16 protein-coding genes (1 of these 16 cut by a window edge) are annotated in these 13,669 nt (G+C 38.1%); 6 read left to right on the top strand and 10 right to left on the bottom strand.

The annotated features are described in order from the left end of the window. Positions 1–378: 378 nt before the first annotated feature. The 3 genes from NSQ84_RS02095 (at position 379) to NSQ84_RS02085 (ending at position 2,266) form a co-directional block, all read left to right on the top strand. Entirely contained in the window at positions 379–861 is a 483-nt protein-coding gene (locus NSQ84_RS02095; RefSeq protein WP_063388939.1) for a DUF2975 domain-containing protein, read from the top strand. 10 nt (positions 862–871) lie between these two features. Beyond that, positions 872–1,093: a helix-turn-helix transcriptional regulator gene (locus NSQ84_RS02090; protein ID WP_063388940.1), complete on the top strand. Its 222-nt coding sequence runs from the start codon at positions 872–874 to the stop codon at positions 1,091–1,093. Positions 1,094–1,480: 387 nt separating this feature from the next. Beyond that, the gene (locus NSQ84_RS02085) at positions 1,481–2,266 is read left to right on the top strand and encodes a DUF817 domain-containing protein (RefSeq protein WP_339212189.1); all 786 of its coding nucleotides are present in this window, start codon (positions 1,481–1,483) and stop codon (positions 2,264–2,266) included. Positions 2,267–2,734: 468 nt separating this feature from the next. Here NSQ84_RS02085 and groL read toward each other — a convergent pair whose 3' ends face one another. Together groL and groES are read right to left on the bottom strand one after the other, a co-directional pair. Continuing rightward, positions 2,735–4,357, bottom strand: coding sequence for a chaperonin GroEL (groL, locus tag NSQ84_RS02080; RefSeq protein WP_063388690.1), 1,623 nt, complete (start codon positions 4,355–4,357; stop codon positions 2,735–2,737). A 53-nt stretch (positions 4,358–4,410) separates the two neighbouring features. Then, positions 4,411–4,695 carry a co-chaperone GroES gene (gene groES, locus NSQ84_RS02075; RefSeq protein ID WP_063388689.1) on the bottom strand — a complete coding sequence of 95 codons (285 nt, stop codon included), beginning with the start codon at positions 4,693–4,695 and terminating at the stop codon, positions 4,411–4,413. Positions 4,696–4,943: 248 nt separating this feature from the next. Between groES and NSQ84_RS02070 the strand changes: the two genes are divergently transcribed. Next, a complete protein-coding gene (locus tag NSQ84_RS02070; RefSeq protein ID WP_066248103.1) occupies positions 4,944–5,675 on the top strand; it encodes a type II CAAX endopeptidase family protein in 732 nt (243 codons plus the stop codon). 4 nt (positions 5,676–5,679) lie between these two features. Further along, entirely contained in the window at positions 5,680–5,883 is a 204-nt protein-coding gene (locus tag NSQ84_RS02065) for a YdiK family protein (protein WP_063388687.1), read from the top strand. A gap of 92 nt (positions 5,884–5,975) precedes the next feature. On the opposite strand, the gene tatC is transcribed toward NSQ84_RS02065, so the two are convergent. Genes tatC through NSQ84_RS02050 form a run of 3 tightly spaced genes read right to left on the bottom strand, consistent with a single transcriptional unit; the run spans position 5,976 to position 7,574 of the window. Continuing rightward, on the bottom strand, positions 5,976–6,722 hold the full coding sequence (tatC, locus tag NSQ84_RS02060) for a twin-arginine translocase subunit TatC (protein ID WP_066248101.1): 747 nt from the start codon (positions 6,720–6,722) through the stop codon (positions 5,976–5,978). Positions 6,723–6,744: 22 nt separating this feature from the next. Continuing rightward, a complete protein-coding gene (locus NSQ84_RS02055) occupies positions 6,745–6,918 on the bottom strand; it encodes a twin-arginine translocase TatA/TatE family subunit (protein WP_063388685.1) in 174 nt (57 codons plus the stop codon). A 14-nt stretch (positions 6,919–6,932) separates the two neighbouring features. Beyond that, the gene (locus NSQ84_RS02050; protein ID WP_063388684.1) at positions 6,933–7,574 is read right to left on the bottom strand and encodes a redox-sensing transcriptional repressor Rex; all 642 of its coding nucleotides are present in this window, start codon (positions 7,572–7,574) and stop codon (positions 6,933–6,935) included. 311 nt (positions 7,575–7,885) lie between these two features. On the opposite strand from NSQ84_RS02050, the gene NSQ84_RS02045 reads away from it, so the two are divergent. Next, entirely contained in the window at positions 7,886–9,808 is a 1,923-nt protein-coding gene (locus NSQ84_RS02045) for an ABC-F family ATP-binding cassette domain-containing protein (RefSeq protein WP_066248100.1), read from the top strand. Between the two features lie 274 nt (positions 9,809–10,082). Here the strand turns inward: NSQ84_RS02045 and tsaD are convergent, their stop codons facing one another. The 5 genes in view from tsaD to thiL are tightly spaced (each overlapping or abutting the next) and all read right to left on the bottom strand, a layout consistent with a single transcriptional unit that may run on beyond the window. Next, positions 10,083–11,102, bottom strand: a complete 1,020-nt coding sequence (gene tsaD / locus NSQ84_RS02040) for a tRNA (adenosine(37)-N6)-threonylcarbamoyltransferase complex transferase subunit TsaD (RefSeq protein ID WP_117017330.1) — start codon at positions 11,100–11,102, stop codon at positions 10,083–10,085. Beyond that, positions 11,102–11,581, bottom strand: coding sequence for a ribosomal protein S18-alanine N-acetyltransferase (rimI, locus tag NSQ84_RS02035; RefSeq protein WP_063388681.1), 480 nt, complete (start codon positions 11,579–11,581; stop codon positions 11,102–11,104). The genes tsaD and rimI overlap by 1 nt, the downstream gene beginning before the upstream one ends. Continuing rightward, positions 11,551–12,246, bottom strand: coding sequence for a tRNA (adenosine(37)-N6)-threonylcarbamoyltransferase complex dimerization subunit type 1 TsaB (tsaB, locus tag NSQ84_RS02030; protein ID WP_117017331.1), 696 nt, complete (start codon positions 12,244–12,246; stop codon positions 11,551–11,553). Before tsaB ends, rimI begins: the two co-directional genes overlap by 31 nt. After that, positions 12,227–12,703: a tRNA (adenosine(37)-N6)-threonylcarbamoyltransferase complex ATPase subunit type 1 TsaE gene (gene tsaE, locus NSQ84_RS02025; protein WP_311066801.1), complete on the bottom strand. Its 477-nt coding sequence runs from the start codon at positions 12,701–12,703 to the stop codon at positions 12,227–12,229. The genes tsaB and tsaE overlap by 20 nt, the downstream gene beginning before the upstream one ends. Next, positions 12,690–13,669 carry the 3' portion of a thiamine-phosphate kinase gene (gene thiL, locus NSQ84_RS02020; RefSeq protein ID WP_063388678.1) on the bottom strand. Its footprint extends 28 nt past the window's final position, so the window shows 980 of its 1,008 coding nt (coding positions 29–1,008); the start codon falls outside the window, past its right edge — the gene reads right to left on this strand; it ends in the stop codon at positions 12,690–12,692. Before thiL ends, tsaE begins: the two co-directional genes overlap by 14 nt.

The following is a 13,669-nucleotide window of genomic DNA, read 5'->3' as shown; positions in this document are numbered from 1 at the left end:
TATGTCACTATGTTTTGACACCTTTTGAAGCCTTAATAATACTAGATTTTTAATGTAGAAGTTATTGTGCACCTATTTTAAGCATTATTTTATAAAAATATAGTTTTTATAAATTTACTTAATTCCGATAACTAAACTATCCCGTGCAGCTTCATGTATTTAAATTAACGTTACAGGTTAGTTGAACAAGTTGTAAATTGAATAGTTTAAGTTATAGAGTATTTCTTTGAAATGAGGAATGCTTTTTATTTTTGTCTAAAATTAAAAGGATATTTCTATAAAACAATAAAAATATAATAAAATTAAATAATAATTTATTGTAAAACGATAAAATGCGTATTAAAATCAAATTAACAATAAATAAGTGAGGTTGTTTTTATGAAACAAGGATCAACATTGTTTTTAAAAATAGCTGTTTTTATTATCGGAACTCCAGTTCTTGCTTTATGTATATTTGGGTTGCCTATGTTAGCTAAAGAAGCAGCAGAAAGTGATTCGGAGTTCGCTTATGTACTATATAGCTTATTAATAGTTATGTATGTATCGGCGGTACCATTTTTCTTTGCTCTGTATCAAGCTTTTAAACTTTTAAGTTATATTGACAAGAACAAAGCTTTCTCGGAATTATCTGTAAAGGCTTTAAAGAATATAAAATACTGTGCAATCACAATCAGTTTATTGTATGTGCCAGGTTTGCCATTCTTCTATATCGCTGCGAAGTTAGAAGACGCCCCAGGTATCATGCTAATCGGATTGGGCGTTATTTTTGCTTCAACGATTATTGCAGTCTTTGCAGCTCTTCTTCAAAAGCTTTTAAAAGCTGCCATTGATATAAAATCAGAAAATGATTTAACGATCTGAGGTGAATAACTTGGCAATTATAATCAATATTGATGTAATGCTGGCTAAAAGGAAAATGAGCGTTACAGAGCTTTCGGAGAGGGTTGGAATAACGATGGCTAACCTTTCTATATTGAAAAATGGAAAGGCAAAAGCGATTCGATTATCAACTTTAGATGCGATTTGTAAGGCTTTAGAATGTCAGCCTGGAGATATTTTAGAATACAGAAGTGACGAAGACACCCAAGGATAATAAAGCGGTGATATTTTACAGGATGTTATTGTTGACATTTTTTATAAGTACTAATTCTTTCAAAAATGGTGGCAGTAGGAGGGTTAACATTTCATTTTTTCGTTGGCAATCTCCTATTCCACCATGATATTCTGAGTTTCTATCATTGCTGTAATAATATCCAGTATCAAATGAATCAAATTTATAAGGGGAGTTACTCATGAGTTTAACCATTCATAATGTTTTGGAATAAAAAGGAATTAGATGATATAAATCTTCTTTAAACAGCCTTTTAAAATAAAAGAAATTATTCGGTGGTGAACCTATGTACATAACCCTAAATCTATATAGCTACTATACTAAGCAGGGCTTACATATATTCAGAAAAAACCTTTGGAGGCACAGATCATGAGAGCCCTAAAACAACTCGTTCGTTTTGGTTGGGAGCAGGCTCTATCATGTTTGTTTCCTGTCGTTATTTTTGCCTCTTTGGCTTTCACAAAAATCATGCCACTTCCCTTCCTGCCACGGTATGACTGGCTGCTCATCATCTGCCTTCTGATGCAGTGGTGGATGGTGCGTTCTGGGCTTGAAACACGGGATGAACTAAAGGTTATCACATTGTTCCATCTTATTGGACTTGCTCTTGAACTTTTCAAGGTACATATGGGCTCCTGGTCTTATCCAGAGGAAGGATATTTCAAAATTTTTGGAGTGCCTTTGTATAGTGGATTCATGTACGCAAGTGTAGCGAGTTATCTTTGCCAGGCGTGGAGGAGGCTTAAGGTTGAACTGGTTAATTGGACACCATTTTTGGTAGTTGTACCTCTTGCAGCTTCGATTTATTTAAATTTTTTCACCCACCATTATTGGATTGACGTTCGTTGGTGGTTAACTGGAATTGTAATGATCGTTTTTTGGCAATCATGGGTCGCATTCGAGGTTGATGGAACTCGTTACCGTATGCCACTCGTACTTTCTTTTGTTCTCATCGGATTTTTTATATGGATAGCCGAAAATATCGCAACGTTCTTTGGAGCTTGGGAATATCCAAACCAAACCGATGCATGGAGCCTCGTTCATCTAGGAAAGGTAAGTTCGTGGTTCTTATTAGTGATTGTTAGCTTTCTTATAGTAGCGACGTTAAAGCAGGTTAAGGGAAAAATTGTTTCACCCAAGAAGGATAAGGTTTAAAGAGGCGTTTGATAATCATTTAAAGGAACGAGATAGAGGTTCTTTTTAGGCTATACCCACTAATGAAAGCTCACGTGTTATTCAGTTATCGGGCGCCTTTTTGGAGTCACGATAAAAGAGGCTGTCCAAAAAGTCAGGGTAACTGATTTTTTGGACAACCCCGTGGAGGAAACAGTCCCTCTCTATTCCAAATCCATTTCAGCGATCCCCTATCTATCTTACATTACACAAAATTGTTGACGGTACCTAGTCAGTAAATATTGTCCCTATTAATTATCATTTCTCTACATCGTTATTCTATTAAAAAGAAAATAATGTTGCGCCATTAATAATAAAGAAGCTCCCCAAAAGCCCAGTGAAACTTATGAGAAGCTTTATAAAAATTTGTGATTTTTTCGTGGTCAAAATGTGGTCAAAAAAATAAGGAACACCAGGAAACCCTGGTGTTCCAAGATTTTTGAGCAATTATTACATCATTCCGCCCATGTCAGGCATGCCTGGGTTGCCGTTGCCTTTGTTTTCTTCTGGTTTGTCAGCAACAACTGCTTCAGTTGTTAAGAACATAGCGGCAACGGATGCTGCGTTTTGAAGAGCAGAACGAGTTACTTTTGTTGGGTCAACGATACCAGCTTCGATCATGTTCACCCATTCGCCTGTAGCAGCGTTAAAGCCGATTCCAACTTCTTCTTTTTTCAAGCGTTCAACGATAACAGAGCCTTCTAAACCAGCGTTGTGAGCGATTTGGCGAACTGGCTCTTCTAAAGCGCGAAGAACGATGTTTACACCAGTTTGCACGTCGCCTTCTGCTTCAATTTCAGCAACTTTTTTGTAAACGTTAACTAGAGCTGTACCACCACCGGAGACAATTCCTTCTTCCACTGCTGCACGCGTGGAGTTAAGAGCGTCTTCGATGCGAAGTTTACGTTCTTTCAATTCTGTTTCAGTAGCGGCACCAACTTTGATAACTGCTACGCCGCCAGCTAATTTTGCTAAGCGCTCTTGAAGTTTTTCTTTATCAAATTCAGAAGTTGTTTCTTCCAATTGAGCTTTAATTTGATTTACGCGAGCTGCAATTTTGTCGCTTGCGCCTGCGCCTTCAACAATTGTAGTTGTTTCTTTCGTTACAACAACTTTTGCAGCGCGGCCTAATTGAGAAATAGTAGCGCTCTTAAGATCTAAACCTAAATCTTCTGTAATAACTTCACCATCTGTTAAAATGGCGATATCTTCTAACATTGCTTTGCGGCGGTCACCGAATCCAGGAGCTTTTACAGCTACAGCATTAAATGTACCGCGAAGTTTGTTCACAACTAATGTTGCTAAAGCTTCGCCTTCAACATCTTCAGCAATGATTAATAAAGGTTTGCCTTGTTGTACAACTTGCTCAAGAACTGGCAAGATTTCTTGGATGTTAGAGATTTTCTTGTCAGTAATTAAAATGTATGGATTTTCAAGAACAGCTTCCATTTTATCAGAATCTGTTACCATGTATGGAGAAGCATATCCGCGGTCAAACTGCATTCCTTCTACAACGTCAAGCTCAGTAGTGAAACCTTTAGATTCTTCAATAGTGATAACGCCATCGTTACCAACACGTTCCATTGCTTCAGCAATTAATTTACCTACTTCATCATCCGCAGCAGAAATAGCAGCAACTTGAGCAATTGATTCTTTTCCTTCAATTGGTTTAGAAATTGCTTTTAATTCTTCAACAGCTGTAGCAACTGCTTTTTCAATACCTTTACGTACACCCATTGGGTTTGCGCCAGCTGTTACGTTTTTAAGTCCTTCGCGGATCATTGCTTGAGCTAAAACTGTTGCAGTAGTTGTACCGTCCCCAGCAACATCGTTTGTTTTGCTAGCAACTTCTGCAACTAATTTTGCACCCATGTTTTCAAATGGATCTTCTAATTCAATTTCTTTTGCAATCGTAACGCCATCGTTTGTAATTAACGGAGAACCGAATTTTTTCTCAAGAACAACGTTACGGCCTTTTGGTCCTAAAGTAACTTTAACCGCATCTGCTAATTTATCCACACCACGCAGCATTGCACGACGTGCTTCTTCACTGAATTTAATTTCTTTTGCCATGTTGCGAAAACCTCCTCAAAATTTAAATTGTCTATGATATTGGGCTGTCTCTATTAGCCGATCACAGCCAAAATGTCGCTTTCACGCAAAATTAAGTATTCTTTGCCGTCATATTTTACTTCTGTGCCGGCGTATTTTGAGAAGATAATGCGATCGCCAACAGCAACTTCAACTGCAACACGTTCACCGCTGTCTAATACACGACCAGTACCAACTGCTACTACTTTACCTTCTTGAGGTTTTTCTTTAGCTGTGTCAGGCAATACGATGCCGCTTGCTGTTTTTTCTTCTGTTTCAACAAGTTCAATTACAACGCGATCACCTAATGGCTTTAACAAGGGAAACAACCTCCTCAAATATCTTTTGAGATTTTCAAAATTTATTCCTTATTCATTATTAGCACTCATTGCTATCGAGTGCTAACACCAATTATTATATTAAAGAAACCTCCTCTATTTTTCAAGTCTCTTTTAAAAAAATTTTAACATCCTCCATTAAGTGCTTACCTTGTCAAAATTGTTTTTCTTTCTTAAAACCATTGTGTGTTAAAATAGTCATATGAATCTTTTATAAAGGAGAACTATTCGTGAAAAAGCAATATTGGTGGATCATCATTACGTACATCATTATGCAGCTCTCATCCTATATTGGAGTTCCCCTTTTTTATGAACTGGGTGTTGGCGACGATGAAAATCTCAATGCAGGACTTTTTCAAGCGCAAGCATATTGGTCGATTACAAGTTTTACTGCTGCGTTCGTCATTATTTTATTTCTCCTTCGTCATGAACGGAAAAATAATGTCCGGATTGAAAAAGCTTCTTTCGGCGAATCTGCCATATGGGCTGTTTTCGGAGTTTTTTTAGCTTTTTTCATTCAAACAATCGTTGGCAATATTGAAATATATGTACTTAAAGTTAATCCGATGTCGGAAAATACTCAAGTTATTATGGATTTAATTGAAGCAACGCCTTATTTGATTATTGTCACATCAATAATAGGACCGATTATTGAAGAAATTATCTTCCGAAAAATTATTTTCGGGGTGATTTATCAAAAAACGAATTTTTGGATCGGCGCGCTTGTCAGCTCGCTATTGTTCGGCATCGTGCATGGGGAACCTGAACTTTTATTGCGTTATACAGCAATGGGGTTTACGTTCGCTTTTTTATATTATAAAACAAAACGCATATTAGTCCCTATTTTTGCCCATACAATGATGAATACAATCGTAGTCATCATTCAAACAATTTATCATGATGAGATTGAAAACATGATGAAGCAAATGGAACAAATACAAATCATTATTGGAGGCAGCTAAGATTATGAATTTTCATCCCGTTTCCATGGGACTCTTCTATTTTATCATGGGAGTTCTATTTACATATTTAGCAATTCATCATGCTGAAAATGGTATGTGGACAGCTACAAATATGATTTTAATGATTTTAGCCACGTTTGATTTTGCTGTTTCCATCCGCATGTTCACTTTCTCATATAAAATTCGGAAAGCAAAAAACAACCGATGAGGTGTAATGATATTATCCCTCTTGTGTAGACAGTAGGAAAAAAGCCTATACTGTCTTCACAAGAGGGATATGTTTATAACAGCCCATCGGTTTTACTTTTGATCTGATTCTTTTATTTGAGAAGACTGTGCTTTTTTGTAAGCAAATCTTGAAACAATGATACTTATTTCATACAAAATGAATAGCGGAATCGTGACCATTAAATGCGACACAATTTCAGGCGGCGTAATAATCGCTGCGATAACAAGCAATACAAAATACGCATATTTTCTAACCTTTGCCAAAAACGCCGGATTGATGATCCCGAGTCTTGTTAAAAACATAATGACAACGGGAAGCTGAAACAACAGTCCGAAAGGCAATGTTAACTGCAGCAGGAAACGAAAGTATTCATTTATTCCTATCATTTGTTGAATGTTTAAATCATTGGAAAGCCGCCCCATAAAATCGATGACAAAAGGAAACAAAATAAAATAAGAGAAGCTTATTCCTAAAAGAAATAAAGCAACCGACAACGGTATATAGCTTAATGTGACCCGCCTTTCTTTTTCATACAGTCCTGGGCTGATAAACGCCCAAAGCTGGTACAATAAAACAGGGAAAGTTAGAATTAAAGCAATAATAAATGTAATCTGCATATAAACGATCAATGGATCTGCAGGACGAAAAGCATTTAAGGCGAATTGCTTTGCTTCATCAGTTTGCTGTAAAAAAACAATAATTGGCTTCGCTATGAAAAAGCCAGTAATCATAGCAACGAAAAAGAAAACGACTACAATAATCAGCCGTTTTCTAAGCTCCGCTATATGCTCCAACACGGACATTTTTTTTTCGCTCATCATTATTCATCCATTCTTCTTGCTATTCATTTTTCTTGTTTTCTTCATCATCGTCTGCTAAGCCCTTCGTGGCACTTTTAAACTCCTTTAATGATTCTCCTATAGCTTTTCCAAGCTCAGGAAGTTTTTTCGGCCCGAAAACAAGCAGAGCTGCAAATACAATCAACAGCAAGCTTCCAATTCCAATTGTTGGCATTTAATATCGCTCCTTCAATCTTCATTCGAATAATGTTTTAAAAAATATGCAAGAGCCTGAAGTTCAACAGATAGATCGATATGATGAATCCGAATTTTATCCGGAACATTTAAGCGAGCCGGCGTAAAATTTAAAATGCCTTTTATGCCTTTTTCCACTAACCGATCCGTTATTCCTTGAGCGGCAGTTGCCGGGACCGTTAATATCGCAACAGGCACATCATCAGGCAATTCACTTTCTAGCTGATCCAAATGATAAATTGGAACTCCACCAATTTTCATTCCTACTTTTCGTTTATTAATGTCAAATGCAATAACAATTTGTGTGTTGTTATTTTTTGTAAAATTGTAATTTAAAAAAGCTGTTCCCAAATTTCCGACTCCAATGAGGGCAACTTTGGTCAACTCATCTTGGTCAAGCGTCTTTCTAAAAAATGATAACAAATAATTGACATTATATCCATAACCTTTTTTGCCCAGCGCTCCGAAATATGAAAAGTCCCTTCTAATTGTCGCAGAATCTACTTTTACTGCTTCACTCAGTTCTTGAGAGGAAACACGTTGTTTTCCCGAGGCATGTAAATTTTGCAAAAACCGATAATATAGAGGTAATCTTTTTGCAGTTGCTTGCGGTATCTTAGATTGATCTTGATTCAATGCTCATCCCTCGCAATCCAAAACAACCTGACTAATTTTGTTTTTAACTATGTTTTCTAGCAAGCGGCTGCTCGCCTGTATGAAACAATATCAGACTGATAACGCTTCCATCCTGATCTTCTTCTCCGTCTACATTTCTTTTTATTTGTTTTTTCTCCAAACTCTCCTTATATAAAAACTATACACTATTTTTTTATTCGTGTCTTTTGAACGATTGTTACAATTTCTTGTCCTTTTGTTCATCAGGTCAGTTGCCTGCAGTCAAATATATAGGCTACACTTATTCTAGCAAAGATTGAGGTGAACTATGGATGATTTTATTGCAGTTAAACAAAATCACAAAATATTATGGTGCTGACCTTATTTTATCGAATATTAAGCTGGAAATCCAAACAGGAGATAAAATCGCCGTTGTAGGCCGCAATGGAGCCGGAAAATCAACATTATTGAAAATCATTGCCGGTGAAATGCCCTTTGATTCTGGTGAAATTGTGAAGCCAAAAGATTTAACAATCGGCTATCTGGCACAAAACACAGGATTAGAATCAACTAAGTCGATATGGGATGAAATGCTAACCGTTTTTGAAGAGCTGCGGAACATCGAAGCTGAGCTGCGAAATATTGAACAAAAAATGGCAGCTATCTCCTCAGCTGGAGATTCTCATGCTTTGCAAAGCTTAATGAAGGAATATGATTCACTCCAACATTTATATAAAGAAAATGGCGGATATCAATATGAGGCGGATATCCGTTCTGTGCTGCATGGATTAGGGTTTGCTGATTACGACTATTCAACTAAAATTTCGGTTTTGAGCGGAGGACAAAAAACCCGGTTAGCACTCGGAAAGCTCCTGTTGAAAAAACCGGATCTGCTCATACTCGACGAGCCGACAAACCATCTCGACATGGAAACATTAAACTGGCTCGAACAATATTTACAGCATTATAATGGAGCGGTTCTAATTGTTTCCCATGACCGGTACTTTTTAGATCGCGTTGTCAACACTGTTTATGAAATATCACGAACAGTTTGTACGAAGTATGTTGGGAATTACAGCGCTTATTTAAAACAAAAAGCGGAAGCGTACGAAAGGGAATTAAAACAATTTGAAAAACAGCAAGAAGAAATCGCGCGGATGAAAGATTTTATTCAACGAAACTTAGCAAGAGCATCGACAACGAAACGTGCGCAAAGCAGAAGGAAAATGCTTGAGAAAATGGAAATACTGGACAGGCCCGCTGGGGACGAGAAGTCAGCCAGCTTTTCCTTCGAAATCGAAAAGCAAAGCGGCAATGACGTGTTAAAAGCCATTGATTTGTCCCTTTCCTACGATCAAAAAACTCCGATCGTGAAAAATATTAACTTTTCGATCAACAGGAAGGACTCAATTGCCTTAATAGGGCCAAACGGAGTTGGAAAATCTACCTTATTAAAAACGATCATCAACCGCTTAAAGCCGCTGAGCGGAAAAATTCAGTTTGGATCTAATGTCCAAATCGGATATTATGACCAGGAACAAGCGGATTTGTCTTCATCTAAACGGGTTTTAGATGAATTGTGGGATGACTATCCCGAAAAAACAGAAAAAGAAATCCGAACGGTTTTAGGGAATTTCCTTTTTTCAGGAGATGAAGTGCTGAAAACCGTCTCGTCTTTAAGCGGAGGAGAAAAAGCTCGGCTCGCTTTAGCGAAATTAATGCTAAAAAAAGCTAACTTTCTCATCATGGATGAACCTACGAATCATCTGGATCTCGACAGCAAAGAAGTATTGGAAAACGCTCTGATAAATTTTCCTGGAACAATCTTGTTTGTTTCGCACGATCGTTATTTTATCAACAAAATCGCGACCAAAATTTTTGAATTATCCACAGAAGGCATTGCCGAATATATCGGGGACTATGATTATTACATTGCAAAAAAAGCGGAGATGATCGAGCTTGAACAGTTGAAAGAACCAACTATCGAAACCAAAGAGCAAAAACAAGGAAAATTATCTTATGAACAAGAAAAAATATTGAAAAAAAAGGAACGGCAAAGACAGCGCCGCATTGAAGAACTTGAAAACAAAATAGCAGAAATTGAAGAAGCGATCGCTGAAAACAATGAAATGCTTTGCGATCCAAATATATACCAAGATCATGAAAAAGCTCAAAAACTTCATGATCAAAATGTCATGTTAACGGAACAACTAGATCAGCTGATAGAGGAATGGGAATCACTTCTTTCTGAATAACCGGCTCATGCCGGTTTTTTATTTATTTTGTTTCCTTCAGCATGTTTCTCTCAAACAGTTATCCACATCATTAGTTCCTTACCTTATAATATTTTTCTTATTTGTTCACATTATCCACAACAAACCCCTTTAGTTATCCACATGTTTCACCTTATTTTTTCTTCTTCTATTTCAACGTTTCGTCTTATTTATCCAAAATGAAGATTTTCTTTGTGGATAACCTGTGGTTAAAATAAAAAAATAGGGCCGCTGTTCATTCGACCCTATTTTGCCTTTATATATATGACGTTAATTCCAATCCAGGATGAGCATTCATACGATAATCACCGAAAATTCCTTTTTCATAAAGTACATCAGCGAAAGCTGCAATCATGGCCGCATTATCTGTGCATAAGGACAATGGTGGAATGACAAGGTCGATCCCTTTTTTCTTTTTGAATGCTACCTCCATAGCAGTTCTTAATCCTTTATTCGCCGCTACTCCGCCTGATAAAAGAACTTGCTTAGCTTGATACTTCTCACTGGCACGAACAGTTTTTTCCACTAAAACTTCTACAACACTTTGCTGAAAACTTGCAGCCATATCTTTCGGATCTATCGTGATCCCTCTTTGCGCCGCGTTATGAAGAGTGTTAATCACCGCTGACTTCAGCCCGCTGAAACTAAAATGAAACGAGCCTTCTTCAAGCCATGCTCGCGGCAAATCAATGGAAGCAGTTCCTTCATGTGCTAGCCTGTCGATATGAGGCCCGCCCGGATAAGGCAGGTTTAATGTTCGCGCTACTTTATCATAAGCCTCTCCTGCTGCATCATCAAGTGTTTCCCCAATCACCTCAAAACAACCGTGCTCCTTCATATAGACAAGCTCTGTATGGCCGCCGGAAACAACTAATGCAATCAGCGGGAAAGAAAATTCTTTCACAAGACGGTTTGCATAAATGTGTCCTGCAATATGATGTACTCCGATTAGTGGAAGATCATACGCAAAAGCTAAAGCCTTTGCGGCATTGACTCCAATCAATAATGCACCAACCAGCCCCGGTCCTTCTGTCACGGCTATGGCGTTCAAATCGTGATACGAAAGATTCGCCTGTTTTAACGTTTCTTCTAATACGAGAGTAATTTGCTCGACATGATGGCGTGAAGCGATTTCTGGAACGACTCCGCCAAAACGTTTATGGCTTTCAATTTGGGAAGCAACGACTTGTGCAACAATTTCTTTTCCGTTTTTCACAATGGCAGCTGCTGTTTCATCACAGCTTGTTTCAATTCCTAAAATTAATCGATCTTTCATTATAAATTCACCTGCATTAATATCGCATCTTCTTGGTTATCCGTATAATAGTTTTCCCGGATTCCGATTGGTTCAAAATTCAATTTCTTATATAATGATTGCGCAACCGTATTCGAAACTCGGACTTCTAATGTAACGGTTTTGGCTCCTTTTTCTTTTGCTACGTTTAAAACGCTTCTAAGCAGGGTCTCTCCCAGCTTTTTTCCCCGATACGCTGGAGAAATAGCAATATTGGTAATCTGCCCATCATCAACAATCACCCATAAACCGCAATACCCTACAACTTTTCCTTCATATTCTATTACTAAATAAGTAGCAAAATGATTATGGACCAATTCCCGATAAAATGATTCCTTTGTCCAAGGAACCGAAAATGACAGCTGTTCGATTTCATAAACACGATGTATATCTTCAACTGTCATTTTTCGAACATTTACTTGATTATTAATCATGTTGACGTTTTTTGCTGCTCGATCCATTTCGCTTCCGCCTCTGCTAACCTTAAATAATTTGGCACAAACTGATGAACATTGACTGCTTCTCTAGTCATTCCCATCAAACCTAGCAATCCCGGACGCGGCTGGTGCAATGACGGATCCCCGATGACTGCCAACTCACCCATTATTTCTTTGATCAGATCTAAATGAAGAGAAACATCATTCCCTAAAAAGAGCACCCGCTTTTTGAGCTGTTTTATTTCATTCAACCAATCTTCTAGCAGAATATTTCTGTCTTCTTTCACACAAAGTATGTTTTCTTTAAATTCATACAGCCCGGTATAAACTCGTCCTCTTCTTGCATCAAATAAAGGGCAAATCAATCCGTCAAAAAAACGCCCGTTCAGCGCAAGCACTTCAAGACTGGAAACGCCCGTTAAAGGAATGTTTCTAGCCCATGCAAGCGTCTTAGCAATTGTTACACCGATTCGCACACCAGTATAAGAGCCAGGACCTTGGGCAACCACAATCTTTGTTAAGTCGCTGGGCTGAACGTGGCACTCTTTCAAAAGATAATCAACTGCCGGCATTGCACGAACAGAATGGTTTTTTTTCAAGTTCGTCATATATTCGCCAATAATTTTAGTTTCGTCTACTAACGCAATGCCTAAACAGTCGTTTGATGTATCAATCGCTAATACCGTCATCAGTGAAAAACTCCTTACACAGCTTAATATATCTTTTTCCCTTCGGCCTAAAAATTAGAGATCTTGCATTGTCCTGAATGTAACGGATGAATATATCCAGTCTTTCCTCCGGCAGTTGATCTTCTATATATTGCGCCCACTCTACAACTGTTACACCGTCTCCATCAAAAAACTCATCAAACCCTAAATCCTCATCGCTATTTTCAATCCGATAAACGTCCATATGATAAAGCGGCAGTCTGCCGTCTGTATACTCCTTCATGATTGTAAAAGTAGGACTGTTCACTGTTCTGCCAATGCCCAAACCTTTTGCCAGTCCTTTCACAAATGTAGTTTTGCCTGCTCCAAGATCTCCTTCAAGCGTAATCACATCGCCCGCTTGTAAGTGCTGAGCCAGCTTCATCGCCATATTCCCTGTCTCTTCAGGATTTGTCGTTTTTATTTCAAATTGATCCAAATGAATCACCTTTTTTAAAATGATTGTAGCCTTTGCTTAGTAGCCGTTTGCGAATATTTTTTTCTTGCAAATAAACCGATGGGCTGCCTTCAAATACTTCTCCGATCTTCGTTATGCGTATTCCTTCTTGCTCGCATTTTTTTTTCAACACTTCAAAGGAATGTTTAGAAGTCGTCCCTACCAGTTCAAAATCTTCTCCTCCAGTGATAGCCCACTCAAATTGCTTTTCTAACGGCAATAATTGTATTGAATCACTTAATGGAAGAAGATCTTTATGTACGACGATTTGTACGTTGCTCATGTCAGCTATCTCATTCAATTCGCTTGCAATACCGTCACTAATATCATTAAGGCTCGCCCGATCCACTTCAGAAATAATCCTGCCCGCTTTTACTTGCGGCTTCGGACGTCTATGGCGAGATACTAAATATTGATAATCGTCCTCCGGCAAATTGAACTCATCGTTTAATAGAAGGTGCAATCCAGCAGCTGAATCCCCCAGAGTACCCGTAACAAAAACCACATCCCCCGGTCTTGCTGAGCTTCTCAATTGGGCTTTCCCGCGTTCAACTTCTCCAATCAAGGTGACGGTGATGACGAGGTGATCAGCAATAGAAACAGTATCTCCACCGATTAAATCCACTTTATATTTTTCTGCGGCATCTGCCATTCCTTTGTATATAGATTGTAAGTCTTTCTCGTGCCATCGAGAGGGAATCGCAATGGAAACTAAAAAATACTTTGGAATCCCGCCCATTGCGGCAATATCACTAATGTTCACTGCCAAACATTTAAAGCCGATATCAAAAGGCTCCATTGTTTTACGTAAAAAATGAACCCCTTCGACCATTGTGTCTGTGCAGACTATTTGCTGAAAACCTTTATTCGGTGTGTAAACTGCGGCATCGTCACCTATTCCGACAACAAGGCCTTCATGAAAATAATGTGCTGGCCGAATACTTCGGA

Source organism: Aeribacillus sp. FSL K6-3256, from assembly GCF_037965805.1.
Lineage (GTDB): Bacteria > Bacillota > Bacilli > Bacillales > Aeribacillaceae > Aeribacillus > Aeribacillus composti.
The sequence above is the reverse complement of the archived record's forward strand: the minus strand, read 5'-3'. Positions and strand labels throughout refer to the sequence as shown.